Annotated in this window: 27 protein-coding genes; 11 read left to right on the top strand and 16 right to left on the bottom strand. The window is 34.0% G+C overall.

Annotated elements, in window-relative coordinates; all coding sequences use genetic code 11:
• Nucleotides 1-125: 125 nt before the first annotated feature.
• On the bottom strand, nucleotides 126-1,871 hold the full coding sequence (locus tag HMPREF1208_RS00610; RefSeq protein WP_016424390.1) for an ABC transporter ATP-binding protein: 1,746 nt from the start codon (nucleotides 1,869-1,871) through the stop codon (nucleotides 126-128).
• A gap of 283 nt (nucleotides 1,872-2,154) precedes the next feature.
• Here HMPREF1208_RS00610 and pbp4 point away from each other — a divergent pair, with 283 nt between their 5' ends.
• Nucleotides 2,155-3,432, top strand: coding sequence for a penicillin-binding protein PBP4 (gene pbp4, locus HMPREF1208_RS00605; RefSeq protein ID WP_037559184.1), 1,278 nt, complete (start codon nucleotides 2,155-2,157; stop codon nucleotides 3,430-3,432).
• Between the two features lie 108 nt (nucleotides 3,433-3,540).
• Here the strand turns inward: pbp4 and tagD are convergent, their stop codons facing one another.
• The 3 genes from tagD to HMPREF1208_RS00590 all read right to left on the bottom strand — a co-directional run bounded on the left by tagD (nucleotide 3,541) and on the right by HMPREF1208_RS00590 (nucleotide 6,009).
• Complete coding sequence (gene tagD / locus HMPREF1208_RS00600; RefSeq protein WP_016424388.1) at nucleotides 3,541-3,939, bottom strand: glycerol-3-phosphate cytidylyltransferase; 399 nt, start codon at nucleotides 3,937-3,939, stop codon at nucleotides 3,541-3,543.
• 95 nt (nucleotides 3,940-4,034) lie between these two features.
• Nucleotides 4,035-5,126 carry a teichoic acid glycerol-phosphate primase TarB gene (tarB, locus tag HMPREF1208_RS00595; RefSeq protein ID WP_016424387.1) on the bottom strand — a complete coding sequence of 364 codons (1,092 nt, stop codon included), beginning with the start codon at nucleotides 5,124-5,126 and terminating at the stop codon, nucleotides 4,035-4,037.
• A gap of 79 nt (nucleotides 5,127-5,205) precedes the next feature.
• Complete coding sequence (locus HMPREF1208_RS00590; protein WP_016424386.1) at nucleotides 5,206-6,009, bottom strand: ABC transporter permease; 804 nt, start codon at nucleotides 6,007-6,009, stop codon at nucleotides 5,206-5,208.
• A 279-nt stretch (nucleotides 6,010-6,288) separates the two neighbouring features.
• Between HMPREF1208_RS00590 and tagH the strand changes: the two genes are divergently transcribed.
• Nucleotides 6,289-7,083 carry a teichoic acids export ABC transporter ATP-binding subunit TagH gene (gene tagH, locus HMPREF1208_RS00585; protein ID WP_016424385.1) on the top strand — a complete coding sequence of 265 codons (795 nt, stop codon included), beginning with the start codon at nucleotides 6,289-6,291 and terminating at the stop codon, nucleotides 7,081-7,083.
• A 304-nt stretch (nucleotides 7,084-7,387) separates the two neighbouring features.
• Here tagH and tarA read toward each other — a convergent pair whose 3' ends face one another.
• Complete coding sequence (gene tarA, locus HMPREF1208_RS00580) at nucleotides 7,388-8,155, bottom strand: N-acetylglucosaminyldiphosphoundecaprenol N-acetyl-beta-D-mannosaminyltransferase TarA (RefSeq protein WP_051116762.1); 768 nt, start codon at nucleotides 8,153-8,155, stop codon at nucleotides 7,388-7,390.
• Nucleotides 8,156-8,534: 379 nt separating this feature from the next.
• On the opposite strand from tarA, the gene HMPREF1208_RS00575 reads away from it, so the two are divergent.
• Nucleotides 8,535-9,287 (top strand): M50 family metallopeptidase, encoded by a 753-nt coding sequence (locus tag HMPREF1208_RS00575; RefSeq protein WP_016424383.1) that lies wholly within the window; start codon nucleotides 8,535-8,537, stop codon nucleotides 9,285-9,287.
• A 234-nt stretch (nucleotides 9,288-9,521) separates the two neighbouring features.
• Here the strand turns inward: HMPREF1208_RS00575 and HMPREF1208_RS00570 are convergent, their stop codons facing one another.
• Nucleotides 9,522-10,172, bottom strand: coding sequence for a metal-dependent transcriptional regulator (locus HMPREF1208_RS00570; protein WP_016424382.1), 651 nt, complete (start codon nucleotides 10,170-10,172; stop codon nucleotides 9,522-9,524).
• A gap of 119 nt (nucleotides 10,173-10,291) precedes the next feature.
• Between HMPREF1208_RS00570 and HMPREF1208_RS00565 the strand changes: the two genes are divergently transcribed.
• The 3 genes from HMPREF1208_RS00565 to mntC are packed head-to-tail and all read left to right on the top strand — an operon-like array spanning nucleotide 10,292 to nucleotide 12,811.
• Nucleotides 10,292-11,071 (top strand): metal ABC transporter ATP-binding protein, encoded by a 780-nt coding sequence (locus HMPREF1208_RS00565; RefSeq protein ID WP_016424381.1) that lies wholly within the window; start codon nucleotides 10,292-10,294, stop codon nucleotides 11,069-11,071.
• Nucleotides 11,046-11,885 carry a metal ABC transporter permease gene (locus HMPREF1208_RS00560; RefSeq protein WP_016424380.1) on the top strand — a complete coding sequence of 280 codons (840 nt, stop codon included), beginning with the start codon at nucleotides 11,046-11,048 and terminating at the stop codon, nucleotides 11,883-11,885. Before HMPREF1208_RS00565 ends, HMPREF1208_RS00560 begins: the two co-directional genes overlap by 26 nt.
• Entirely contained in the window at nucleotides 11,882-12,811 is a 930-nt protein-coding gene (gene mntC, locus HMPREF1208_RS00555; RefSeq protein ID WP_016424379.1) for a manganese ABC transporter substrate-binding lipoprotein MntC, read from the top strand. Before HMPREF1208_RS00560 ends, mntC begins: the two co-directional genes overlap by 4 nt.
• 221 nt (nucleotides 12,812-13,032) lie before the next feature.
• Here mntC and HMPREF1208_RS00550 read toward each other — a convergent pair whose 3' ends face one another.
• From HMPREF1208_RS00550 to HMPREF1208_RS00515, 8 genes are read right to left on the bottom strand one after another with little or no spacing between them, the layout of a single operon-like run.
• Nucleotides 13,033-13,473 (bottom strand): Na+/H+ antiporter subunit G, encoded by a 441-nt coding sequence (locus HMPREF1208_RS00550; RefSeq protein ID WP_016424378.1) that lies wholly within the window; start codon nucleotides 13,471-13,473, stop codon nucleotides 13,033-13,035.
• Nucleotides 13,457-13,750 carry a monovalent cation/H+ antiporter complex subunit F gene (locus HMPREF1208_RS00545; protein WP_016424377.1) on the bottom strand — a complete coding sequence of 98 codons (294 nt, stop codon included), beginning with the start codon at nucleotides 13,748-13,750 and terminating at the stop codon, nucleotides 13,457-13,459. The genes HMPREF1208_RS00550 and HMPREF1208_RS00545 overlap by 17 nt, the downstream gene beginning before the upstream one ends.
• The gene (locus HMPREF1208_RS00540; protein ID WP_016424376.1) at nucleotides 13,747-14,229 is read right to left on the bottom strand and encodes a Na+/H+ antiporter subunit E; all 483 of its coding nucleotides are present in this window, start codon (nucleotides 14,227-14,229) and stop codon (nucleotides 13,747-13,749) included. Before HMPREF1208_RS00540 ends, HMPREF1208_RS00545 begins: the two co-directional genes overlap by 4 nt.
• On the bottom strand, nucleotides 14,230-15,729 hold the full coding sequence (locus HMPREF1208_RS00535) for a Na+/H+ antiporter subunit D (protein WP_016424375.1): 1,500 nt from the start codon (nucleotides 15,727-15,729) through the stop codon (nucleotides 14,230-14,232).
• Entirely contained in the window at nucleotides 15,719-16,066 is a 348-nt protein-coding gene (mnhC2, locus tag HMPREF1208_RS00530) for a Na+/H+ antiporter Mnh2 subunit C (RefSeq protein WP_016424374.1), read from the bottom strand. Before mnhC2 ends, HMPREF1208_RS00535 begins: the two co-directional genes overlap by 11 nt.
• Nucleotides 16,063-16,488 carry a monovalent cation/H+ antiporter subunit B gene (locus HMPREF1208_RS00525; RefSeq protein ID WP_016424373.1) on the bottom strand — a complete coding sequence of 142 codons (426 nt, stop codon included), beginning with the start codon at nucleotides 16,486-16,488 and terminating at the stop codon, nucleotides 16,063-16,065. The genes mnhC2 and HMPREF1208_RS00525 overlap by 4 nt, the downstream gene beginning before the upstream one ends.
• The gene (locus tag HMPREF1208_RS00520) at nucleotides 16,475-18,856 is read right to left on the bottom strand and encodes a DUF4040 family protein (RefSeq protein ID WP_016424372.1); all 2,382 of its coding nucleotides are present in this window, start codon (nucleotides 18,854-18,856) and stop codon (nucleotides 16,475-16,477) included. Before HMPREF1208_RS00520 ends, HMPREF1208_RS00525 begins: the two co-directional genes overlap by 14 nt.
• A 24-nt stretch (nucleotides 18,857-18,880) precedes the next feature.
• A complete protein-coding gene (locus HMPREF1208_RS00515) occupies nucleotides 18,881-19,429 on the bottom strand; it encodes a tyrosine-type recombinase/integrase (RefSeq protein WP_016424371.1) in 549 nt (182 codons plus the stop codon).
• Between the two features lie 143 nt (nucleotides 19,430-19,572).
• Between HMPREF1208_RS00515 and sroA the strand changes: the two genes are divergently transcribed.
• Entirely contained in the window at nucleotides 19,573-19,776 is a 204-nt protein-coding gene (gene sroA / locus HMPREF1208_RS00510) for a sigS mRNA-stabilizing protein SroA (RefSeq protein ID WP_016424370.1), read from the top strand.
• Between the two features lie 16 nt (nucleotides 19,777-19,792).
• A complete protein-coding gene (locus HMPREF1208_RS00505) occupies nucleotides 19,793-20,008 on the top strand; it encodes a DUF2922 domain-containing protein (protein ID WP_016424369.1) in 216 nt (71 codons plus the stop codon).
• Nucleotides 20,009-20,076: 68 nt separating this feature from the next.
• Here the strand turns inward: HMPREF1208_RS00505 and HMPREF1208_RS00500 are convergent, their stop codons facing one another.
• A complete protein-coding gene (locus HMPREF1208_RS00500; RefSeq protein WP_016424368.1) occupies nucleotides 20,077-20,328 on the bottom strand; it encodes a hypothetical protein in 252 nt (83 codons plus the stop codon).
• A 281-nt stretch (nucleotides 20,329-20,609) separates the two neighbouring features.
• Here HMPREF1208_RS00500 and HMPREF1208_RS00495 point away from each other — a divergent pair, with 281 nt between their 5' ends.
• The 3 genes from HMPREF1208_RS00495 (at nucleotide 20,610) to sarA (ending at nucleotide 23,635) form a co-directional block, all read left to right on the top strand.
• Nucleotides 20,610-21,539, top strand: a complete 930-nt coding sequence (locus HMPREF1208_RS00495; RefSeq protein WP_016424367.1) for a DMT family transporter — start codon at nucleotides 20,610-20,612, stop codon at nucleotides 21,537-21,539.
• A 454-nt stretch (nucleotides 21,540-21,993) separates the two neighbouring features.
• Nucleotides 21,994-22,896: a hypothetical protein gene (locus HMPREF1208_RS00490; RefSeq protein ID WP_016424366.1), complete on the top strand. Its 903-nt coding sequence runs from the start codon at nucleotides 21,994-21,996 to the stop codon at nucleotides 22,894-22,896.
• 367 nt (nucleotides 22,897-23,263) lie between these two features.
• The gene (gene sarA / locus HMPREF1208_RS00485; protein WP_016424365.1) at nucleotides 23,264-23,635 is read left to right on the top strand and encodes a global transcriptional regulator SarA; all 372 of its coding nucleotides are present in this window, start codon (nucleotides 23,264-23,266) and stop codon (nucleotides 23,633-23,635) included.
• 366 nt (nucleotides 23,636-24,001) lie between these two features.
• Here sarA and HMPREF1208_RS00480 read toward each other — a convergent pair whose 3' ends face one another.
• On the bottom strand, nucleotides 24,002-24,718 hold the full coding sequence (locus HMPREF1208_RS00480) for a hypothetical protein (protein WP_016424364.1): 717 nt from the start codon (nucleotides 24,716-24,718) through the stop codon (nucleotides 24,002-24,004).
• Nucleotides 24,719-24,877: the final 159 nt, after the last annotated feature.

Genomic DNA, 24,877 nt, shown 5'->3' with positions numbered 1-24,877 from the left:
GTGAAACGTTGAAACGAAACAACATACCACCCTTTCCTTTAGCTAACAACATAACATCGCGAGGCGCTTTAATTGCATCAAAGGCATACCATAAAAATGCCTGATGGATAAAATCCTTCACAAAATTACGCATCACGCTTTGTTGTTTTGTTATCAGTTAAATTTTGCGTTTCTACAAATTGTTGATATTTTTCATGAGTCTGCATTAATACTTCATGTCGGCCTTTACCTGTAACACGTCCTTGATCTAAAAAGATGATTTGCCCTGCTTTTTTAATTGTAGATAGACGGTGTGCAATGACAATCGTAGTGCGATTTTCCATTAACACATCTAATGCTTCTTGAATCTTACGCTCACTTTCACTGTCTAAATTCGCCGTTGCTTCATCCAGTAATAAAATATCCGGATTTTTGACAAAACTACGTGCAATGTCAATACGTTGACGTTGACCACCTGATAATTTCAAGCCACGTTCACCCACAATCGTATCGTATCCTTGCTCGAATTCCATAATAAAGTCATGACAATGTGCAAGTCGTGCATAATGGATAAGCTCTTCATCAGAAACTTCGCGATCAATACCATATAAAATATTGTCTTTAATCGTGCCATTCATCATTGCATTACTTTGCATAACGTAACCTATTTTTCTTCTCCAATCCGTTAGGGAAAGATTGTATATAGATTGATTATGATATGTAATATCACCACCATTAACATCATACATACGCTCAATCAAACTGAAGATTGTACTTTTCCCTGAACCCGATGGTCCAACGAACGCTGTCACTTCGCCTCTAACAACATTAAAAGAGACGTCTTTTAAAACAGGCGCAACATCGTAGCTAAAGTCAACGTGTTCAAATGATAAATCTCCTGATTCAATCAGATGTGTCTCGCTCGGATCATCAATGACTTCCATTGGCTCTTGTAGTATTTCATAAATTCGGCTACTTGCCCCTACTGCTTTTTTATAATCCGTGATAAGTGTAGATAAATTGATAAGTGGCACTGATAAATTTAATACATAAAATATCATGGCTACAAGTGTCCCTGCAGAAATAGCGCCAGAAGCAATACGCAAGCCACCAAAACCTAAAATAATCCCAATTGTTAATAACATGATTATGCCAGAAACAGGTTGAACAATCGCCGCTATCTTGGCTTGTTTTAACCCTAATCCATAAATTTTAAGTAAATTATCATGTGCAAGATTTAATTCTCGCTTTTCTGTGTTTGCTACTTTCACTAAGCGCATTTCAGTTAAAACACGTCCCAATAACCCACTAAAATTGGCAATCTCGCTTTGTGTATTTGTTGAGATTTTTTGCATAATCTTACCGAGTGGTATCATAATCAACACAAATATAGGAATTGTAATAAATGTTAATAGCGTCATTTGCCAATCTAAAACAAACAATAAAATTAAAGAACCAATCAACGTAATAATGGATGGGAAAAAGTTAGGCAACTTTTGTGATATAAAATCATTAATCACTTTCGTATCATCAGTTAAACGACTCATCAATTGACCACTTTCATTTTTGTCAAAAAATGGCATCTTTAAATGAATAATATGCTGCCACAACACTGAACGGATGGCATAAATGATTTTTTCACCAATTTTATTCAACAAATAATATCCGATACCGCTCAATAACGCGTTTAAGATAAACACAACGAGCAATATAACAATGAAGATCGGATTAATCGATGCAACTGTGAACTTATCTACCATCTTCCCAGTAAAGAGTGGAACAAGCAGGCCGCTAAGGCTTCCTAATGAAGCGATAATCACAGCGATAATAATGAGACCCACCGGCCATGAAATCTTTTTCAATAAATATAGGAGTGGGTTATCTTTTCTCATAGTGACATACCTCATTTATTCGTAATTTTCTTCGCAATAAGTAATCCGTGAGTCTTCCTTCTTTGTGCGAGCAGTCTACCGCATTAAATTTTAGTCATTTTTACCTAGAATAATTAAAATCGGTGTTTTTTGTTAAACCACAATGACTACGACTCGTAACTAAAACAAGGGCACCTTTGTAAAAAATCAGCCAAAGTACCGATTTATTAACAACAAGCTTTATGATAAAATGACGTTTGTTGTTTATCAATTTATAGTTTTAGATTGAGGAGTCTGTATGCAAATGAAAAAATTAATACTATCTATCGTGGCTGTATTCTTCGCTACCACAATTATAACACCTTTCGCGCGTGCATATACACCTTCACCTGTTGAACTTGCTCAACAAAGTGGTTATCCGGTAACTTTGCCGTTCCAACCTGAAGGTGGCATCAATATCAGTCAAACTGGCCAAATTTTATACGACTATAATAGTCAAAAAGAATGGTATCCAGCCTCAATGACAAAACTTATGACAATGTATTTAACACTTCAAGCGGTAAAAGAGAAAAAATTATCATTAAATGACACAGTTAAAATCACACCTGAGCATTATAGAATGTCAACACTACCGGAATTAAGTAATACAAAGCTTTATCCGGGTGAGACTTATACAATAGCAGAGTTACTTCAAATTACTGTTTCTGCTTCAAGTAATGCGGCTGCACTTATTTTGGCTAATCAAGTTTCTGACAATACATCTGATTTTGTAGATAAAATGAACCAGACTGCAAAATCTTTAGGTATGAATCACACGCATTACGTGAATCCAACTGGTGCAGAAAATCGACTGCTATTAGAATTTGTTCCTAAAAGATACCAAAATGAGTCTTCCTCTATTTCAACAGCCCATGATTACGCCATTTTAGCGCAACATACCGTTCAAGATACACCTAAAATTTTACATTTCACTAAACAAATCGCACCTACACAACACGGTGTAACCTATTACACTTTTAATGATTTACTAGAAGGTGGCAATATGAGCTTAGAAGGCACAGATGGCTTAAAAACAGGTTCTAGTGATATTGCAGATTACAATAATTCCTTAACGACAAAACGTGGAAAATTCCGTATATTTCACATCATTATGGGAGCTGGCGATTATAAACACCTCGGTGGCGAAAAACAACGGAATATGATGAGCGCGAGCGCGATTAATTATAGTTTTGCATTATATGACTATAAAAAAGTCCTCTCTAAAGGGAAGCATAAAATCGATGGTAAAACGTATTACGTCACAAAAGATTTATATGACGTCGTTCCTAAAAACCTAAAAAAACCTTATCATTTTGTGATTGATGATAACCATGTTCATCTTGATTATGATCGTAAATTCATCACAAAACATGATGGACCACCTAAAGTAGAAGTAGAAAACCCATTTATCTATGAATCTAAATCTGTCGTCATTTCAAGTTGGCAAACACATCCATGGATGACGATCCTCGCTTTCGGTGTTATTGTCGTCTTTCTATCTATCGTATTTTACAGTCTTATGAGCCGATTCCGTCGTAAATAAAATAAACTCATTGTTTTACACTGAGTCTCAAGCAACCTATGCGACAATCAAAAAAAGGCTTAGAAATTTTGGTAACTTCAAAATTTCTAAGCCTTTTTTAATTTACGACTATTTTGCATCTTTACCATACAACTCTTTCTTAATTTGAGTTGTAGAAATGCCTTCTGTACGTTTTAAATAAATCACTTCACATTTGTCTTTTAAGAAATCAAATTCGCCTTCCCAGTCATGACCCATTACGAAAGTATCAATTTCATACTTTTCTACGTCAGTTTCTTTTTGACCCCAATCATTTTCAGGAATCACAAGATCTACATAACGAATCGATTCTAACATCATTTTACGTTGTTCAAAATTGTAATATGACTTTTTATTTTTGATTCGATTGAATTCATCACTTGAGAGCGCAACAATTAAATAATCTCCCATTTCACGAGCACGTCGTAGTAATTCAATATGTCCATAGTGTAAAAGATCGTATGTTCCATATGTAATGACACGCTTCATCTTTACATCTCCTTAATAATCTATTAATATATTTACATTTTGTTAAAATTATAGCATAAACAATTCTTAATTCCTAAAATATATGAATATAGATTTTAAATCCTCACGAGTTTTTCTACATAATTAACCACCTGATTGAGACTCTCTCTCGTATTAAATTGGTGCCACTTTTCAAATAGTGGTTTTAAGTTTCCTTTTCTAATACGGGCATATAAGTCATGCTCATTATAAACTTTGTAATCTTGTGGAATGGCTTGATAATATTCATTGAGACCTCTGATCTCATCATATTCAGCCTCATCATAGACATAAAAGAGTGCAGGCGTATCAATAATACTCGCTTCTATCGCAAGTGAGCTATAATCTGTAATGATTAAATCTGCCATAACAATCAGATCAAGTGTGCATACTTTTGTGTTGTTCACTGCAGCAGGAACTGTAGGATGATACTTACTCAATAAAGTATATCCCGGTACAGTCGTTTCAAAAGTCACTTTATCGATAGTGCGATTATTTTGACCTTGCTCTCTATAGGTTGGTAAATAAACAGCAACTTTATTTTCGATTCCGAGCTCCTGCTTTAACTTTTGCTTGTGTGCTTCTATATCTAATTGTCGATATGTGGTCAAGCGCGGACTCCCAAACCCAATCAACTGCTCGTATTCCGCTTCAAAAGCTTTTTCAAAACAGTGTGACATTTGTTGGCCGCCTACGAGATATTTATCTGTTGCTTGATAGACAGCACGATACTGTTCGACTAATTTGTGATTGTTTAAATCTACTGAGCGATCTTCTAAACCAAACTTTTTAAGCGCACCTGCCGCATGCCAAGTTTGAATGACTGTCTGTCCACTCTTTTTATTTAATCCTGCCATTAATAAATAATACGTATCAATAAAGATAATCTTAGCGGTTGCTAGCGCTGACAACTGTTTCAAAATGGAAGAAAATTTAAGTGGGTGATAAGTAATATTTTGTCGATTCTCTAAAAAACTGAAATCCTTCTTTTTCGCAAAAACAGTAACGCGAAAACCATTTTCACTTAATTGATAGATAATGGGCAATTCATCTTCTTTAAAAGTCATTAAAAAAACAATATGGTTCGCATCCACACGTAAATGACTGTATAAACGACTTAAAAATTTAATAATATAAATATAAAACATTTTAATATAATATCGCATCATTGTTCTTCACCACCTTAAAATGTTGTCGAATGAACAAAAAGCCCCCAACACAAACCACTGTATTGAAGGCGTGTTCTCATTACATAAAATCTGCAAAGTGATCTCTGTAGCGCATATGTAACATCGAACCAACGATAAATATTACAACTGTAACCAATACATTATATAGTGCAAGATGCCAATGCTCTATGAAATACCATTGATGATACAGTATCGCAGCACGGTAGCTCTCTGCTATAAAAAAGATTGGATTAAACTTCAAAATCTTTTCTGCTAATGACCCTATTGCAGGGTGCCATAATATAGGCGATGCATAGAAAAGGACCCTTAATAATGCTTGCATTGCCATTTGTGTATCTCTCACGAGCACACCTAACGTTGACGTTAATAGTGTTACAGATATCGTGAAGAAGTATGCAAACGGAATGTATAAAAATAACTGAATGATATAAATTGTTGGCATAATACCAGATAAAATACACAATATTATAATAGCGAATACAAGTGCCAAGTGACCATAAAGTTTACTTGTGACGATATAAGTTGGAATAATCGATAGTGGAAAGTTCATCTTCGCAACCTGACCGTATTTCATCGTAATCGATTTCGTGCCTTCTAAAATACCTTGGTTAATGAAGAACCACATACTAATACCGACTAATAGCCAATATATGAACGGTATCCCTTCTATTGGGTGGTTGCTACGAATCCCAAATCCAAAGACAAACCAATAAACCAAAATTTGTATTACCGGATTAATAATCTCCCAAGCTAATCCAAGATAATTATTATGATTTGAAATTTTAAGTTGGAATTGTGCTAACCGTTGAATAAGGTAGAAACTTTTTAAATGCTCCTTTAATACGATTCTAACTGAATTCATAATTTACCACGCTTTCACATATTGGATAATTCACTCAATACCAAAACAAGGTCGCTATAAAATGAATATATTGACCTAGAGTGTCTCATCACCTATTCTTTAATTGAAAATGTTCAACTATTTGAGTAAAATAGATACATTGTATCCCTAATACTTTACAATAGCTTCACAAATTTAACAACCACTTAGTAATATATTATAATCTATAGACAACGAATGATGAAAGCAAAAAACGAAATTCTCATAAATATTATCAATTAATGTAAGGAATGTTCTCAGATGAATCCAACTGTCAATATTAATCAAGTGACAAAAGAATATCGTATTTATCGTAACAATAAAGAGCGTATCAAAGATGCTTTATGGCCAAAGCATAAAAACAAAACATTTTATGCTTTAAAAGACATTTCGTTTCAGGCTTATGCTGGTGATGTAATCGGTCTCGTCGGTATTAATGGCTCAGGTAAATCAACACTCAGCAATATGATTGGTGGCTCGCTCACGCCGACTAATGGTCATATTGATAAAAAAGGTGATGTGAGTGTCATCGCGATTAACGCTGGCCTAAATGGTAATTTAACCGGCATGGAAAATATCGAATTTAAAATGCTATGCATGGGATTCGATAAACATCAAATTAAAGCATTAACACCTGAAATTGTAGAGTTTAGTGAACTTGGTGAGTTTATATACCAACCCGTGAAAAAATATTCAAGTGGGATGCGCTCAAAACTCGGCTTTTCAATCAGTGTAACAATTAACCCTGAAATACTCGTCATTGATGAAGCCCTTTCTGTAGGTGACCAAACGTTTACTCAAAAAAGCTTGAAAAAAATCTATGAATTTAAAGAAGCACAAAAAACGATTTTCTTTGTAAGTCATAACTTGCGCCAAGTGAAAGAATTTTGTACTAAAATTGCTTGGATTGAAGCAGGCCAACTTAAAGAATTTGGTTCAGTTGATGATGTACTTCCTCAGTATGAAGCTTTCCTTAAAGACTTTAAGAAAAAATCCATTGCTGATCAAAAAGCTTTTCGAAGCAGCTTAGATGAAAAACGTTTTGTTGTAAAATAAACGGATCATCAATCATGCAATTGCATATTTGCACAATACCCAAAAATGATACCTTTCATTCAATAAATCTTAGTGTTTCAATCAATTTTTTCAAACAAAGCGCGAGCAACTCCAGTCGTCCCTTTAAATACGACCTGAATCGCTCGCGTTTTTTATGATTGATATTATGTTTTTATTATGATGATAACGCTCTCCTTGCCGTGCTACAGCTCTGGTAGCTGATACATTTGATTTACCGTCGTATAACTTGCTTCATTTTTAAATAATTAAAGGTAGAGCGTCAATTCATCGCCCTACCTTTAAATTATTTTGATTGATCGAAATATTTCTGTTTATAAACCCCTACAACGAATTTAGGAATTCTCTGTAATCTACGGATACGTTTCATATCTGTCAAACAACGATACGCCCATTCTAAATTAAGTGCGCGCCACACATAAGGTGCTCTTTTAACCTCCCCACTAAAAACATCAATAGCACCACCAATCCCCATCATCAATGTATGATCAAAATGATGTCGGTTGTGCTGAATCCATTGTTCTTGCTTAGGATAACCCATGCCAACAAAAATGAAATCCGGATTAAACTGACGCACTTGCTCGATGACTTCTTGATCTGTAATGTCTATAAAACCATGGTGTGTTTGAATTTCAATATTTGGAAATTGTCGTTGGATACGTCTTGCCGCTTTTTCAACGACAGGTGATGTTGCACCAAGTAAAAACACTTTTTTATGTTCTAAATCAGCAATATTTAAACATGTTTCCATTACTTCGATACCAGGAACACGTTCTTGTAAAGGTTGGCCTAGAATACGCGCCGCTTTAACAATTCCTGTTCCATCAGGCACAATATAATCTGCCTGTTCAATCATTTTATGATATTTCGGGTTTTCTGAAGCGTAATGAACGATTTCTGGGTTTGCTGTCACGATGAATAAATTGTGTTTTGTCTCACTATGCATATATTTTAAAATATTTTGATGCATGTCTAATAAATTGACATTATCAAACATAACATTCATCACTTTGACTTGTGCATTTTTGTCTTTTAAACGATATGCTTCTTGCATTGTCGTGATATCAGGATGTGTAAAAGTTCCCTCACGCTCTCCACTAGGCATTACTTTTGCCATAGTTTCACCTTCATTCTCTCTATCATTTCAGTTTGTTTTTACTTTTAGTTTACAATATGTTTATGTTACTTTAACACATTTTACACCAAAATCAAGCTAAAAGAAATCTTTTCATGCTAAAGTATGAGGCTGTTTTTCTCCTATTTTAAAAAGAGCGCAACGTCCTCATTTCATCGTCTATTGAAAATGAATATTTACCCTCAATTGAATAGGTGTCTTCGTATAGTTATACTTTCAACTTTAAGACTTTAGTCCATAGTCCCTTTTTCGTTCAACCGTTATAATCATTATATTGGCTCTGAAAGGATGGACATATATGCACGGATATTCTTGGTTGACTTCGCCGATTCCAATTTCAGGTGTATTACTTTGCACCCTAACTGCAATTTACTTAATCAGTCGCTATTATCATCATCGCCCTTTATTTTCTATACTAGATATTGCAATGAATTATATTCCTGTCTTGACTCATGAATGGGGACATATCTTATTTAATAAATTATCTGGTGGTCGCGTGATAGATTTTGTAGTTGTCGCAACTAGACGTGAACGTAATGCGACAGGGCAACAAGGATACGCTGTCACACAAAGTCGCCATCGAACAGGACAAATCTTTACAACGCTAGGTGGATATTTAACACCTCCGATGATGTTATGTTTAGGTCTTTATCTTCAAAGTAAAGGCCAGGGCGCGTTATTATTGATGCTATACATTTTAATTTTTATTTATTTCACATGGAAGACCTCTAGAAAATTAGTTCCGATTTTGATTATCTTATTCTTAACACTTATCGGTTATTTTGGGATTCAATCTGAAAACTTAACAAATTATTCCTTCATATATATGTTCGTTTATCATTTTATTTTAGGAACTTTATTAGGAGAAGTCATATTATCAACGATAACGATTTTGCAACTCACATTTTCACGTTCACAAACCCAGTGGGATGGAACCGCACTAAAAGCGTTGACGCACCTTCCGACATTTTTATTTTCAATGTTTTGGATTGCAGTCAATCTCCTAACACTTTATTACACATGGACATATAGCTTTCATATCTTTTCATAGCTAAGCATGCATGATAAAGGGTTTTGGACATAGTTTTTTGATAATCATGACTCCATAAACGCGTTTGCTTAGGGGCTGAAGTTTCAACTCAATTTAGCTTAATTGAATGCGAAGTTTTATCATAAAAAGAAGCGCTGAGACGATTTTCTATTAAAATCATCTCAGCGCTATTTATTTTGGGGTTGATGTCCCAGCCTCTTGTTACGTTATATTAAAATGATGACTCGCTTATTTTTATTGTACTTTTTCAACGAAGATTACATCTGCGTTATGATAGCTTAATGTAACTTTTTCGTCTTTATTTTGCAATTCTAATAATTGATTGATTTCATCTTTTTCTACTATTGTAACGGTATCACCGATTGATAAAGCTTTGCTCGATAAGAATACAAGTAACTCCGATCGGTCACGGACACGTCGAATCGTCACTGTATCCCCTGCATAAAACTGCAATAACGGGGTTTTATAAATTTCTTCATATTGATTGTTTCGTGGAATCACACCACCGTGCGGACATGTTTCCGGATAATTCAACAGCTCGTCCAAACGTTCCACAAATAGTTCAGATACACGGTGCTCGAGCACCTCTGCTTCACTATGAACTTCTTCCCACGTATAATTTAAAATCTTTATTAAAAATAATTCTATTAAACGATGTCGCTTAATTACATCTAATGTATAAGTCAGTCCTAGTTCTGATAACTTTACGCCTTTATAAGGCTTCGTTATGACATAGCCTTCTTTTTCCAAGCGTCCTACCATTTCGCTCACAGATGGAGGTTTAATATTCAAAAATCCTGATAACGTTTTATTTGACACATAACTATGAACGCCATCATGACTTAAAATTGCTTTAAGATAGTCTTCTTTTTCCTCAGTTAACATATGCTCACCTCTTTCACATATACAATTTATTGTATCACGAATTCTATTGATATTGACAATTTTCTATTTATAATATACTTTATTAGGGTAACCTAAAACACAAGAAAGGTGGTGTTAATATGTTATCCATAAAAAACCTAAACCTATTTTTAGGTCAAAAACATGTTTTGAAAAACATCACATTAGATTTACCATTGAATGGTGAAATGATTGGAATTATGGGCCCCAATGGGAGTGGTAAGTCCTCTTTAATCAAATCTATTATTGGCGAATTACCTGCTGAAGGCACGATTTTACTTAACCAAAAACCGACACAACAACATTTAACAGATATTACATATATACCACAAAAATCTGTACTTGATCTTGACTTCCCAATCAATGTACAGGATTTAGTTTTATCTGGCTGCTATCAAGAAATCGGATGGTTTAAACGTGTACCAAAATCCATTCGCGATAAAAGAGACGCGTTATTAAAAGAGTTAGAACTTTTTGATTTACGCAAACGACAATTGCATGCGCTTAGTGGCGGACAACTCCAGCGTGTGTTCATCGCTCGCGCCCTCATGTCAGATAGCGTGGTTTATTTGCTTGATGAGCCATTTGTAGGTATCGACTTCAAAAGTGAACACATCATTTACAACAAACTTAAAGCATTAAAACAGCAAGGTAAACTCATTTTAATTGTACATCATGACCTCACAACAGCTTCTGAATATTTTGATCGTATTTTACTCTTAAACCAATCTGTCGCATTTTTAGGCGCAAGTTCCGAAGCCTTAAAAACAGAAAACATAGAATCTGTCTTTTTAAGTCGACACCATTCAACAAAATTACAAGACCAAAATCCCCATGGAAAGGAGTCATCACAAGATGTCATTCATTCAACATCTCTTTGAATATCAATTTTTGTCACGGGCTATGAGTACAGCCATCTTAGTCGGCATTGTATGTGGCGTTGTCGGATGTTTGATTGTTCTTAGAGGGCTTTCACTTATGGGGGACGCAATGAGTCATGCCGTCTTACCTGGTGTTGCTTTATCATTTCTTTTCAATATTCCTATGTTTATCGGCGCACTTATTACAGGTATGCTCAGTAGTACAATTATTGGTTATATTTCGGACAAATCAAAAACTAAAAAGGATGCAGCAATCGGTATTACATTTACCGCCTTTCTCGCTTTAGGTATTATTTTAATCAGCTTAATTCATTCAGCAACAGACTTATATCACATTCTTTTTGGTAATATCTTAGCCATTACTCAGTCCGCATTTTATACTGCATTGGTTGTTAGTATCATTGTATTGAGTTTGATTATCATTCTTTTTCGACCTTTAAAAATGTCTACATTTGATCCTGTGTTCAGTCGAATGAGTGGGCTCAATACTACATTTATGCATTATTTTGTTATGTTACTTTTAGCACTCGTTATCGTGGCAAGTGTTCAAACTGTAGGTGTCATCCTTGTTGTTGCCCTACTCATTACACCTGCTTCAACAGCTTATCTCATAACAAAAAGATTATCTACAATGATGCTCGTTTCTAGTTTGTTTAGCGTTATCAGCTCTACAATAGGCATCTATGTTAGCTTTATATTGAATTTACCAAGTGGTGCGGTTATCGTCCTCATCGCTGCAATATTGTATGCACTTGTTTTTGCACTGACTAAATTTAACAACATCTCACATAAAGGAGCGTATCAAAAATCATGAGTAAACGAATTCTTACACTTTTATCGATTTTATCGATTGTTTTTCTTTTAACAGCATGTAACTCTTCTGATCAAGGACATAAAGATCATAAACTTAAGATTGTAACAACAAACTCAATCTTATATGATATGGCAAAAAATATTACAGGCGATGAAGCAGAAATTCATAGCATCGTTCCTGTCGGTCAAGACCCTCATGAATATGAAATTAAGCCTAAAGACGTTAAAGCATTAACTGACGCCGATATTATTATTTATAATGGGTTCAACTTAGAAAGTGGGAATGGTTGGTTTGAAAAAGCATTAAAACAAGCTAACAAATCATTAGACGATTCTTCAGTTATTCAAGCTTCTAAACATGTTGATCCTATCTACTTGAAAAAAGGTGAAAAATCAGAACACAACATTGATCCTCACGCATGGTTAAGTTTAGATAATGGGATCCAATACGTTAAAAACATCAAAGATGCATTAGAAAAAGCAGATTCATCACATAAATCTACTTTTGAAAAAAATGGTAAATCTTACTTAGACAAATTAGAAAAACTAAACAATAAAAGTAAAGACGAATTTAGTGATATTCCAAAAGAAAAACGTGTCATGATTACAAGTGAAGGTGCATTCAAATACTTCGCAAAACAATATGATGTAACACCAGGTTATATTTGGGAAATCAACACTGAAAACCAAGGTACACCAGAACAAATGAAACAAGCGATTGACTTCGTTAAACAAAATCACATCAAAAACCTTCTTCTTGAAACAAGTGTAAGTGATAAGAGCATGAAGAGCTTAGGAGAAGAAACAGGTGCGAAAATTTACGGCACAGTTTACACAGACTCTATTGGTAAAAAAGGTAGTAACGGAGATTCATACTACAAAATGATGAAATCTAACATCGAAACAATTCATAAAAGCATGAAATAACAACCCCATTGATGCATCAATAGAAATATGCATCATATAAAAAAGCGTGACCAATTCATCACCATTGGTTCACGCTTTTTTATTATTTTAAATAATGAAGTTCGCTTGATAAACTTCTCAAAATCCTAAAAATCGTATTAATAACTAAGTTAGCTAAAGGAACTATTAAAAACTTATTTAGAAATTATAAAAATGATATGATTCAATATCAATTTTCAAAATTAGTCTTTATCTAAGCGAGAGTATATTCTTTTGCGTCGTTTCGCTCTTTTTTCTATTCGAATTCGACGCTTCGTCTCCTCATCTACATCTTCTTTATTCAGATCTGTATTTTCATGATTTTCATGTTTTTGATACATATAAGCACCTGTTCGATAAGCGGCACGCGAGATTAAATGACCGCCAACGGGTGAAGTAATATTAATAAAGACCAATGCTAAAATCGTACGAACACTGACATAACCTTGCGCAAAGATAAAATAAATAAATACACCCACCAGTGTCAATAAAACTGCTGCCGTCGAAGCTTTTGTGGCTGCATGAATTCGTAAAAAGACGTCTTTAAAGCGAACTAAACCAATTGCACTTATAAGCGCAATAATACTTCCTGCAAATACAAGGAGAGCTGCTAACAATTGGATGATTTCATTTGTCATCGCCATGAAATACATTCCCCCCTTCAATAAAGCGAGAAATCGTAACAGAACTTAAAAAAGAAATAATAGCGATCAACAGTACAGAATCTAAAAATGAAAATGTTTCGAATAAAAGACTCAGAACCCCTACTGTTGACATTAAAATTGCACTCATTGCGTCAAATGCGACGACACGGTCTGCTGTTGTAGGTCCTTCAATCAAACGAAACAATACGACAACTAATGACACAGCAAAGATAACTAATGCACTCGACAAGAAGAATTGCGTTAATTCAGTTATCATTTCGTCACCTCCACAATGAGTTCTTCGTATTTTTTAATACTTTTCAATAAATTTTTCTTTTCTTTTTCAGTCGTATCAATAGCGTGAATTAAAAAGATGTTAGGTTCACGATTCACACGAATAACAGTCGATCCCGGCGTAATAATCACTAAAATTGTTAAAAACGTAATTTCCCAATCTGTATCGAGCTGCGTCTCATAAGTTACTATACCAGGATCCATTTTATTCGCTTTAAATAATACATAATTGATTATGGAGAATGTTGCAGTCAATAGTTGATAGAGATACGTGAATAAAAATTTAATCGACACCCAAATCTTTTTAGGATAGAATTCTTGATTAAAAAATTTATGAAGTAAATAAATAATGACAATACCTATTAAATAACCAATCACAAATGTTGGAAAACGAAAAGCATCTTCATCTTGGAACAGCACCCATAGGATGGCTATCATCATATTCAATGCAATTTGTCTCATTTAACTGCCACCTCGCAATCCAGGATTAACCATTTTTTCATATTTTTGGATATTCATGGATAAATCCGTTGCTTGTGCTGTAACTTGGTATATCACCGGTGCGCAAAGACCTATCGCTAATGTGAGTGCAGTCATAAATAAAACGATAGACTTTCTATTTGACTTGATAGGCTTAAATTGAATTTCTGCACCTTTATTACGATTTCCTGCATACATATAAAAGAAGACTCGGAATAAACTATACATCCCTATCAAACTTGTGATAATCATCAACGCTAAGCCGACATAATGTTGATGTTCAACTGCACCGATAAAAATAAGTAATTTCCCAGGAAATCCACTGAATGGTGGCACTCCTCCAATAGCTAATGTCACAATAATAAAAGCCACGCCTAGCCATGGCTCTTTTTTGGCTAATCCTGTTAAGTAACGATATTGGCGGTAACCCGTTGTGTAAACCATAATACCTATAATGAAAAACAGTAACGCTTTTACAACGATATCGTTTACTAAGTAAAAAATTGCGCCATTAATTCCATTAAATGTATGCGTACCTAAACCAAAAATGATATATCCGATAGATAATACAACTTGGTAAGCGGCAATCTTTTTAATATCTCGATACGCAATCGTCCCAATGGCTCCAATTATCATTGTGAGACCTGCCATAACAATTAATAGTGGTTCGACAATTTCACCACTTTTATTGAAAATTAACGTAAAGAACCGAATCAAAGCATATGCGCCAACTTTTGTCATTAACGATGCAAATAGGGCTGCAAGTTCTGTATTGAGCACGGCATATGCCTTTGGAAGCCACATAAATAAAACAAGGGCTGCTTTTGATCCGAAAGCGACAATAAATGACATCGCCACTAAGTGAATTGCCGTTGGATCATCCATTTCATGAATTCTTATCGCGATATGCGTGTAATTTAAGGTACCGATTTGACGATATAAAAGGCCAATCCCTATCAGGAAAAACCATGAACCTATTACATTGAGAACGACATATATAATACTCGCACGCAATTGCTCTACAGATTGTCCTAATGTCACTAACACGAATGAAGCAAGAAGCATGATTTCGAACATGACATATAAGTTAAACAAATCCGAAGTCAGAAAGGAGCCCACGACACCGGTTGTTAAAAATAAGACGAAAGATAATAAATAATATCGACTTGCACGCTTTTCACCGCGTCCAAAACCAAAAGCGACAATCATAAACACGACTAAAAATGTTGTCGTAACGAGTATTAAACTCAATGCATCGCCGACATATTGAATACCAAACGGTGCTTCCCAATTACCGAAATTCAAAACAATCGGCTTATGATTGTACACGTCAATTAACATCACGAGTGAGACGATAAATGATATCAATAGCACAAAAAGGGCAATAAAGCGTGATAATCGCACTTGCTTGTTCAAAATGACTAAAAGAAGTGCCCCCAGAAGTGGTAAGAGTATGGGTACGGCTAAAATATTATCGTTCATCCTCTTCACCTCCTGTTAATACATCGATTTCATCTTCTTTAGTCACTTTAAAAGTACGGTAAACTAAGACAAGCAAAAATGCAGTAATTGCAAATCCAATTACAATCGCAGTTAAAACAATCGCTTGTAATAATGGATCAACAAAGTTTTGATGACCACTCACAATCAATGGCTCAGTTTTTTGTGCGGTATATTCACCCATACTCATAATAATAAGGTTGCCTGCATGCGTGTAAATCGCGATGCCAATAACGATACGAATTAAATTTTTAGATAGCACCATATAGGTAGCAATAAAGACTAAAAATCCAATTACAATCAATAAAATAATATTCATGATCTCCCTCCACTCAGGGAAAGTATTGTCGTTACGACCACACCGACAACAACTAGGGCGATTCCCGCTTCAAATAATGTAACGGACGATAAATGTACTTCACCAAAATAAGGGAAAATCACATGCCAATCCTCTTGATAAAGGATGTTCTTACCAAAAAACACGGGCACAGTTGCAGTTGCGAGTGACAAAAGCGCACCAATAATCATGAGCTTTCTAAAATCAATAGGTAAAGCTTCCAATACCTTTTTCACATCAAATGCTAAAAACATTAAGATAAATGCTGAACTTAACACTAGGCCGGCAATAAATCCGCCTCCAGGATTATTATGTCCTGCAAAGAAGAGATAAAAGCCAAATGTTAAGATGATAAATACAACCACTCTTGTTACGGTTTTGAGTACTAAATCATTCTCTTTCATCTTGACCTCTCCGATCTTTATAGTTAAGTAATGTATAAATACCGAGTCCTGCAATAATTAAAACTAAACCTTCTGCCAGTGTATCTAATGCTCTGAAATCACCTAAAATGGCATTAACGATATTTTTACCGCCTGATTTTTCATAAGCATCATGATAAAAAACAGAAATTGTTTCTATTGCGCTCGCTTGTTGGATAATAAAAACAATACCGATTACTGTAATTGCAGTAAGTAAAGAAACTAAGATTTTAACGGTTTCTTTTTTCATATTGAACTTACCACGTGGAATATTCGGTAATCTTGAAAAACTTACGATAAATAAAACTGTCGTAATCGTTTCAGTAACGAGTTGTGTTAACGCTAAGTCAGGTGCACGCATTAAAATAAAGAATAATGCCACAACGTAACCAATGCCGCCTGTAAGAATAACCATCGTTAAACGTTGTCTAATAAATATGAGCGCAAATCCAATGAGAACTACCGTTACTAAAAGAAGTATATGAAAGATATGGTACTCAGTGACTTCGATACGTGAAAGTTCTGGGACGCCCGTACGGATCAAACCGTAGAGATGAATTACAAAATAAATAATCAACGTAATAATAATGTAAGAATTCAAACGATTATTCATCAAACTACGCAGTCCATATCCACAATAAAATTCCATTGAGCGGTATGAATCATTGCACATACGTGATACTGACATTTGATTTTCTTTTAAAGACAGATAGCGTCGTAAATCTACGAATGATACTACAATAAGCCCCACAACGATAATCGTTAAACTCATAAGTAAAGGTATATTAAACCCATGCCATGCTGATAAATGTGGAACTGCAGATGCAAAAGCGGTTGAACGAACTGAACTTAAAAATGCGGGTTGAATAAGATAAGTCCCTACCCACTGTGGAACAATAAATACAATCGGTAATAAAAACGCCATTATCATCGCGGGTGTAATGAACAAACGAGGTTCATGTATCGCTTTTTCCAACTGAAATGAGCCAAAAAATGTCGTCTTTATCATATTGATTGAATAAATAAAGGTAAAGATACTAGCAACAAAACCTACAAGTGCAATTGCAATCATCATCGGTTGATTGAAAGCAGACAGATGATTGGATCGAATTAACCCTTCAAAAAACATTTCTTTACTAATAAAGCCGTTTAATAACGGGACACCTGCCATAGAAAGTGCAGCCATTGACATGACAACCATGGTAATTGGCAGGTAACGTTTTAAACCACCTAATTGTCGGATATCACGTGTACCTGTTTCATGGTCGATTAAACCTACGCCCATAAATAATGTCCCTTTAAATAATGCATGATTGAAAAGATGAAAAAGCGCTGCGCATAATAAGTAAGTATAGATTTCAATCATCCCACTCTGCGTCGCTTTAGCAATACCGCCGCCTAATCCAACCATCGTCATAATCATACCTAATTGACTAATTGTTGAATAAGCGAGTATCCCTTTTAAGTCAAATTGTCTAATCGCGGTAAACGAACCGTATATCATAGTGATAAGCCCAATAGCCGTCACAATATAAGTATAAGTATCACTCAAACCTAAAATGGGTGTAAATCTTAAAAGTAAAAATATACCTGCTTTTACCATTGTCGCTGAATGTAGATAGGCACTTACGGGTGTAGGCGCAGCCATCGCCTTTGGTAACCAGAAATGAAAAGGCCACTGTGCTGATTTAGTAAAAGCACCGAGTAACAATAACAATACAATGGGGATAAACAAAGGATGCTGTGCAATCGTATGTCTTTGATGTATTAATTCACTAATTGAAAACGTTCCTGCCACGTAATATAACATTACGAAAGCGACTAGCATGGCTAAGCCACCTAAAACTGTAATCATAAACGAAGTAATTGCACCGTTTTGACTCTCACTTTTATCGTACCAATAACTAATCAGTAGGAACGATGACACACTTGTTAACTCCCAAAAAACGTATAACAAGATCGTGTTATCAGAAAGTACAATTCCTAACATACTAAACATAAATAAAACTAAATATGTGAAAAATCGGGGTAAATGATCATGTTCATAGGATAAGTATTGTGTTGCATAAAAGAATACAGCGACACCAATAACGGAAATAAGTAAGGCAAAAAACATACTCAATCCATCCAAGCGGAGTACGAGGTTAATATCTAAAGCAGGTAACCACTGAATCTTTTCAATGATTAGTTGATTGTTTAATACCTTAGGGATGTTTATTAAAAAGATTATTGATGCAACAAGGGGAGCAAGTAATGCAACAAAACCAGGTAATTGTTTTGTATTCCACTTCATCATTATGACAAGTATGACTATTATTGCTATTAAAAATAAAAGCAATCCACTTAACATCTTCACGCCTCCCTTTCTCTATTTTTATAAATTTAAAGCGATGGTCGTGTTAATTTCCTTTTTAGAAATACCTATAAACTTCATTGTTTCATAAGCCGTTTGATGACCAAGATATTTTTGAATGATTGAAACTGAAATTCCAGATTTATATGCGTGATAAGCAAAAGTTTTTCTAAGTGTTGTTAAACCAATATGCTCAATTCCTAATTGGTGTGCCGCATTATTAACAATACGATAAGCTTGCTGTCGACTAAGCCCTTTATTTGTACGTTTCGATCGAAACAATAAGTCATCACCAGAGATTGCTTCTGCCTGAATGTATTGTTCTAACTCTCTATGTAATTGTTCAGGAATAACAACACGTATATTTGAGTCCGTTTCATACCAACGTGTCATACTGACGCCTTTATCAGAAAGAAATTGAGACACTTTGAAATTAAGCAACTCTGTTAACTTAATTCCAGTATGAATAGCAAATTTAAAAAATAAATAATCACGCATTGAATGTGCCTTTAAAAATTCATACATTCGATGAATATCTTGTTTGTCACGGATAGGATCTACACAGTTCACGCTATTCCACCTCTCATAATGTTTCTTATTTCATGATAAACTATATTTAAGTAACATGAAAGAATTTTCATAAATTTTTTTATTTTTAAGGTGCGCTTTTTCTCTTTCCCTTTCGATATATAGAGTGAAAGGAGGTCAGAAAAATGAACATCCATCAAATCACACTTATTCTGACGCAAACATCAATAACACCGGAGGGTAAAACAACTAAAAATTCAAGACGTTTTACACAACTTAAGCCAACTGCAACCCGAGAAGAACTTAAAGCCTTTAGCAATGCCATTCAAGCACTGACTGGCGAACAATATGACACTATCGAAGTTTTAACATCTGAATACATTCAATAAAAAGGAGCATACAAAAATGAATACAAAAACTTTAGAAATTACTTTTTCCGACGCATCACAAAAGAATATTAAACTCTCTCTTCCAAAATTAGACACTTCTATCACAAAAGAACTCGTAGAAACACAAGCAAATAAGATTGTGCAATTGAACATACTCGATAGTAAAGGGGGCGACATTCAAAAAGCAGTAGGTGCACAACTGATTGATAAGTCCGTTACAGTCCTTTTCTAATAAAAAGACCATGCGCATACCAAATAAATAACGAGAGCCTGTCACAAATAAACGTGACAGGCTCTTTTCTAGTCATTCTTTTGATAATGAGGTCGAATTCTCACTTCATCACCATAGAATATCTTATATTTCCCCAACTTATAACATATCGCATATTTCTCAAATACTTCTTCAACCCTTGCTAACGTTTTGTAAGACTTAAAAGGGTTTAAAACTTCAACATATTGTTCCTCTTGAAGTTGGGTTGACGGTTTTACATTGATAAAAAACATTTGTTCATCAATGACACGTACGATCTCATGTTCGTACAAATTTATCACAACTTTCTCTTACATCATGCAATTCTTCAAATAAATGCCTCAGTCATGCGTTAAACTTAAATAACCTTCATGTGATTAATACAATTAAGTTCAACAACAATTTTCATGACTCCTCCCTATCTTAATCAAAATAACTTGCGTTTGTAAATATATCGTAACTTTCTTTTATCTAAAATATTAAACTTTTTGAAATTAAAATTCGATAAATCCCTTTAAGTGCTATCTTATTATATTTTGCTATAATAACACTATCTTAATTAAACAATAAGGATGGACATGATATGCTTTCACTTTTACTTATCTTAGGGCTTATCGCAGGTAGTGTCGTCCCGATTCAAACTTCTATCAATTCAAAATTGAGTCTTTATACGCACTCCTCGTTTTATGCTTCAGCTATTTCATTTTCGACTGGAACACTTTGGCTCATCATTGTTAATTTAATCATGAATCCACATGTTTTTTCGATGGCTTCTTTTCGTCATTATCAAATTGATTATTATTGGTACGTAGGGGGATTAATGGGGGTTATCTTTTTAACAGGCAATTTATTGTTACTCCCTAAAATTGGGGCTTCGCTCACCGTTGTCACTACAATTGCAGGTCAAATATTAATGAGTGTCGTGATAGACTCGTTCGGTTGGTTTAACGTAGACATCAAGCCGTTATCCATTTTAAAGGCTTTTGGTATTCTTTTATTACTCATTGGTATTATTTTAATGAATATTCAAAAGCGCTCAAAAGTTGTGCGTACGACGCATCAAACGCCTTTATGGATAATTGTAGGTATTTTATTTGGATTCGCACCTCCAATCCAAACTGCAATCAACAGTCATTTAGGTCAAAGTGTGCACTCCCCTTATTTCGCATCACTCATTTCTTTTACAGTTGGATCACTAGCTTTGATCTTATTAACCCTAATTGTTCACCGTAAATTTTCTATTAGTACATTTCATGCATCAAATGGTCCTTTGAAATGGTGGCATTTTATCGGAGGTGCGCTTGGCGTCATTTTTGTTACTACGAATATTATTTTAACCCCACATATTGGCGTAACATTTACTTTAATCACTGTCATGTTAGGTCAAATTATTATGGGCATGATCATTGATCATTTTGGATTATTAGGTGTTCCACCGCGTCGTTTATCTTCCCAACGCCTTATTGGCTTTGTTGTAATTATTATAGCGATTGTACTCATTCAATTACGCTAATAACATATTTTACAGGCTGGAAGAACTCGGATTGTGCTTAAATCAAATTTAAGTGCAATCTGCAAACCTTCCTCGTTCACTCAATATGACACTATCCTTAGACACTTTTGTTGTCTTTCGAATGAAACATTCAGGTTTTTTAAATTAAGTAGCTGCATATGTCATCACTTTCTTTTCTTCTTTCAATTCTTTTATATTACGATAAAATCATTCAATGCACATGAATTAGTTTAAATGTTCCTGTGCATTTTTCTATACACATTTTTAATGATTTTCTTTTTTAGTCATCATCCCATCTATATTTTGCACAATTATAGTCTGCACTCATCAAAACATTTAAGTTTACGATATACATTTATATATAAATAAAAAAATTGATATTATATATTTTTCAACTTGCATCCCATTTATAACTCAGTATAATATAAATATCTATTTGATGTGAGGTACTCGGATGACAAAAAAATTAATATGTATTGTCTTATTATTTATTTTGCTGCCCTTTTCTTTTATGACATTCTTTTTATTTTTTAATAACCAATCAGAAAACTCTGATTTAAAAATGGTGCGTGCCAGTGCTTCTCAGCCTTTAGTGTTAAATGGCATTGTGCAATCGGACTATCAAAAAGTGATTGTAAATCAAACAACGTTAGGAGAAGTTAAAAAAATTGAGGTTGTAGATGGACAATCTGTAAAAATAAATGACCCACTTCTCACTTACCACAATGATGCTAAAGCCCACCAAATCAACTTTCTTTCTCATCTTATCCAACAAAATCGAAATCATTCCAACACCTTAAACTATCGTGCTCAGATTGCTCAACTCCAAGAGCAACAAAACACAACAATCAAATCTCCCTTTGAAGTAATCGTGCATTTGCACAAACATTTTCCGAGTTTCCAGAATGAAAAAATACTTGAGGTTTATTCCAAAAAACAGCACCTATCATTTATAGTTCCGGAAAATTTGTATACGAAGATCAAAGTTAATCAGCCTGTATCTGTCAAGAAAGTTTTTGATACCAAAACTTACAAAGGCACGGTGACTTCTATATCTTCAGTACCTACCACTTCTGATAATTCTTCCAGTTTTTCCACCTATTCTTTCAATGTTAAAACAGCTGAAAACTTTCCTATTGGTACACACTTCACTTTACAAATCGAACAATCACGTATCGTCTTACCCCAAGACACACTTTTTGACCGTAATTCTGTTGTTATAAATAAAAATGGAAAATTCATTAAACGAATAATAAATTATGATAGAATAAATGAGCAACTTTTAATTGATAAAGGTGTTTTTATTGGAGAAAAAGTTGTTAGAAATCCAAATGCAAATATTTTAGAACCAAGTTAAACATGATATTTATCATTTTTTTACATTTTATTGCAATTTTTAGTTATTTAAAGGGAATAGTGGGTATAAGAGCATTATATAAGAAGTTATATTGTAGAGAATGAATAAGCGTCATTTCATTTAAGATTGTTCTACAGATATCTTTCTTATTTTACAATTTTGCACCAATTAGATATGCTGTAATAAATAATTGCACGCGAAATAAATTAAATATAAATTATAATCGCATATTATTATGGTGTAAGATAGACTTTGTTTGCTATAATATAAAGTGAGCACTGGATTAATTCATTGATATTTATAGCATATATGCGTATTATGATTTGAGTTAATCTTTTAAGGGTTATACAAATGGGAGGTTATGAGAATGGCTGTTACAAGAGTCAAAGATTGTTTTGAATTATTATCCATGGTTACTTATGCCGATAGATTGAAAAGTGTGATTAAAAAGGAGTTCAAAATTAGTTTTGAAGAATTCGCTGTTTTAACACACTTAAGCTATCGTATTGAAGAGGAATACTACTTGAAAGATATTATTAACAACTTGAATTACAAACAACCTCAAGTTGTTAAAGCTGTTAAAAATTTATCTCAAGAAGGTTATTTCGATAAGCGTCGTAATGAAAACGATGAGCGTACAGTACTTATATTGATTAATGATGAACAACGCGAAAAAATTAATGCTTTATTAGAACGTGTGAATGAAACAATCAAATCTACTGATATTAGACCGCAATAAGAATTTACATCACTGATTTTTCATAGATCATTCATCTTAATATGGGGAAAGTCTCAACACAAATGAGATTAATTAAATTAAAAACCACTCACAAAATCGACCATTTCTCATATGGTTGTACTTAGGATGAGTGGTTTTTAGGATACCTATCATCTCGCACTGCTACACTCCATTTTCCAACTCTCTTTATTACGTGCAGTGCTTATCTATTTCTACCACTTAATTTAAATGAAGCTTCACACAGTCCTCGTTTTAAAAAAAGTGAATAAAGCGAATGAACCGTCACGTTCATTGTTTTACTCACTCTTTTTAATCACTTTTTATGATTTTATCTTTTCCATTTAATACGCGTTAAATATGTGAATCTTATGATTTCGTTCTTGATGATAATTCAATGGTGTAAAAAATAATCAAGACGAGAATCATCACCCATATCGCTATGGAGATTAATTGTGCTGCTTGTCCATCAGAAATAATAACATCAATCGTCTTTTGCAGTAATAGTAAACCGATACCAGTGTACTCAAGATGTTTTAAATACAGGCCTATACCCATAATTATTAACCCAATAAAAGCTACAGCCATATGTGCATATTGTGTAACGACATGAATACCTAAATTAAAATCGAAGGCATTCATCATAATTAAAACAAACGCAACGAGTGCTAAAACGACGCCGATATAACTTTCGAATTTATTGCGATATAAATAATTTTTATGCATGATACGCATATAAATAATAATTGAAATGGGTAAAATAATTAAAATATAAACTAGTGATAAGCCTGTTGCCGCACCAAATGCAACGAGCTGTTTGTCATATAGATATGAAATCAAGATAAAATTGATAATAAAAAACACCACTGGATTAAACTGTAGTGTAAACAAATTCTTTTGAATAATTAATATAATTTCAGCAGGTGATTTCTGGCGATACTCAATGTAATCTTTATCTTCCGCTTCTGATTTTTGAATATCTTTCCTTAAATTTTCTTTTACATCATCAATCAAATGCGGAGAAACACCTTTATGCTTCAAATAATCTTCTACATTCTCTAGCAAAGTACGATTATTGACTCTCATATAATCCTCCGTCTCACTTAATACATAATCATATTATATTAGAAACCTAACGTATACGCCACCAACAATTTAGTGAAGTCTTATTTGAGTTACTGTCCTTTTGATCGTTATGCTCAAAAATAATATTGATTACAAAGTCTATAAAATAAAAAGGAACGA

This window comes from Staphylococcus sp. HGB0015 (assembly GCF_000411275.1).
Classification (GTDB): Bacteria; Bacillota; Bacilli; order Staphylococcales; family Staphylococcaceae; genus Staphylococcus; species Staphylococcus schleiferi.
The sequence above is the reverse complement of the archived record's forward strand: the minus strand, read 5'-3'. Positions and strand labels throughout refer to the sequence as shown.

What these genes read in the sequence shown, in the direction of transcription:
- mntC (WP_016424379.1), top strand. Translation starts at nt 11,882, where the DNA reads ATGAGTAAACGAATTCTTACACTTTTATCGATTTTATCGATTGTTTTT.
- mnhC2 (WP_016424374.1), bottom strand. Translation starts at nt 16,066, where the DNA reads ATGAATATTATTTTATTGATTGTAATTGGATTTTTAGTCTTTATTGCT.
- HMPREF1208_RS00590 (WP_016424386.1), bottom strand. Translation starts at nt 6,009, where the DNA reads ATGAATTCAGTTAGAATCGTATTAAAGGAGCATTTAAAAAGTTTCTAC.
- tagH (WP_016424385.1), top strand. Translation starts at nt 6,289, where the DNA reads ATGAATCCAACTGTCAATATTAATCAAGTGACAAAAGAATATCGTATT.
- sarA (WP_016424365.1), top strand. Translation starts at nt 23,264, where the DNA reads ATGGCTGTTACAAGAGTCAAAGATTGTTTTGAATTATTATCCATGGTT.
- HMPREF1208_RS00525 (WP_016424373.1), bottom strand. Translation starts at nt 16,488, where the DNA reads ATGAAAGAGAATGATTTAGTACTCAAAACCGTAACAAGAGTGGTTGTA.
- tarB (WP_016424387.1), bottom strand. Translation starts at nt 5,126, where the DNA reads ATGATGCGATATTATATTAAAATGTTTTATATTTATATTATTAAATTT.
- HMPREF1208_RS00545 (WP_016424377.1), bottom strand. Translation starts at nt 13,750, where the DNA reads ATGATAACTGAATTAACGCAATTCTTCTTGTCGAGTGCATTAGTTATC.
- tagD (WP_016424388.1), bottom strand. Translation starts at nt 3,939, where the DNA reads ATGAAGCGTGTCATTACATATGGAACATACGATCTTTTACACTATGGA.
- HMPREF1208_RS00495 (WP_016424367.1), top strand. Translation starts at nt 20,610, where the DNA reads ATGCTTTCACTTTTACTTATCTTAGGGCTTATCGCAGGTAGTGTCGTC.
- HMPREF1208_RS00550 (WP_016424378.1), bottom strand. Translation starts at nt 13,473, where the DNA reads ATGGCGATGACAAATGAAATCATCCAATTGTTAGCAGCTCTCCTTGTA.
- HMPREF1208_RS00480 (WP_016424364.1), bottom strand. Translation starts at nt 24,718, where the DNA reads ATGAGAGTCAATAATCGTACTTTGCTAGAGAATGTAGAAGATTATTTG.
- HMPREF1208_RS00520 (WP_016424372.1), bottom strand. Translation starts at nt 18,856, where the DNA reads ATGTTAAGTGGATTGCTTTTATTTTTAATAGCAATAATAGTCATACTT.
- HMPREF1208_RS00505 (WP_016424369.1), top strand. Translation starts at nt 19,793, where the DNA reads ATGAATACAAAAACTTTAGAAATTACTTTTTCCGACGCATCACAAAAG.
- HMPREF1208_RS00570 (WP_016424382.1), bottom strand. Translation starts at nt 10,172, where the DNA reads ATGTTAACTGAGGAAAAAGAAGACTATCTTAAAGCAATTTTAAGTCAT.
- HMPREF1208_RS00560 (WP_016424380.1), top strand. Translation starts at nt 11,046, where the DNA reads ATGTCATTCATTCAACATCTCTTTGAATATCAATTTTTGTCACGGGCT.
- HMPREF1208_RS00535 (WP_016424375.1), bottom strand. Translation starts at nt 15,729, where the DNA reads ATGAACGATAATATTTTAGCCGTACCCATACTCTTACCACTTCTGGGG.
- HMPREF1208_RS00610 (WP_016424390.1), bottom strand. Translation starts at nt 1,871, where the DNA reads ATGAGAAAAGATAACCCACTCCTATATTTATTGAAAAAGATTTCATGG.
- HMPREF1208_RS00565 (WP_016424381.1), top strand. Translation starts at nt 10,292, where the DNA reads ATGTTATCCATAAAAAACCTAAACCTATTTTTAGGTCAAAAACATGTT.
- HMPREF1208_RS00575 (WP_016424383.1), top strand. Translation starts at nt 8,535, where the DNA reads ATGCACGGATATTCTTGGTTGACTTCGCCGATTCCAATTTCAGGTGTA.
- sroA (WP_016424370.1), top strand. Translation starts at nt 19,573, where the DNA reads ATGAACATCCATCAAATCACACTTATTCTGACGCAAACATCAATAACA.
- HMPREF1208_RS00540 (WP_016424376.1), bottom strand. Translation starts at nt 14,229, where the DNA reads ATGAGACAAATTGCATTGAATATGATGATAGCCATCCTATGGGTGCTG.
- HMPREF1208_RS00490 (WP_016424366.1), top strand. Translation starts at nt 21,994, where the DNA reads ATGACAAAAAAATTAATATGTATTGTCTTATTATTTATTTTGCTGCCC.
- tarA (WP_051116762.1), bottom strand. Translation starts at nt 8,155, where the DNA reads ATGCAAGAAGCATATCGTTTAAAAGACAAAAATGCACAAGTCAAAGTG.
- pbp4 (WP_037559184.1), top strand. Translation starts at nt 2,155, where the DNA reads ATGAAAAAATTAATACTATCTATCGTGGCTGTATTCTTCGCTACCACA.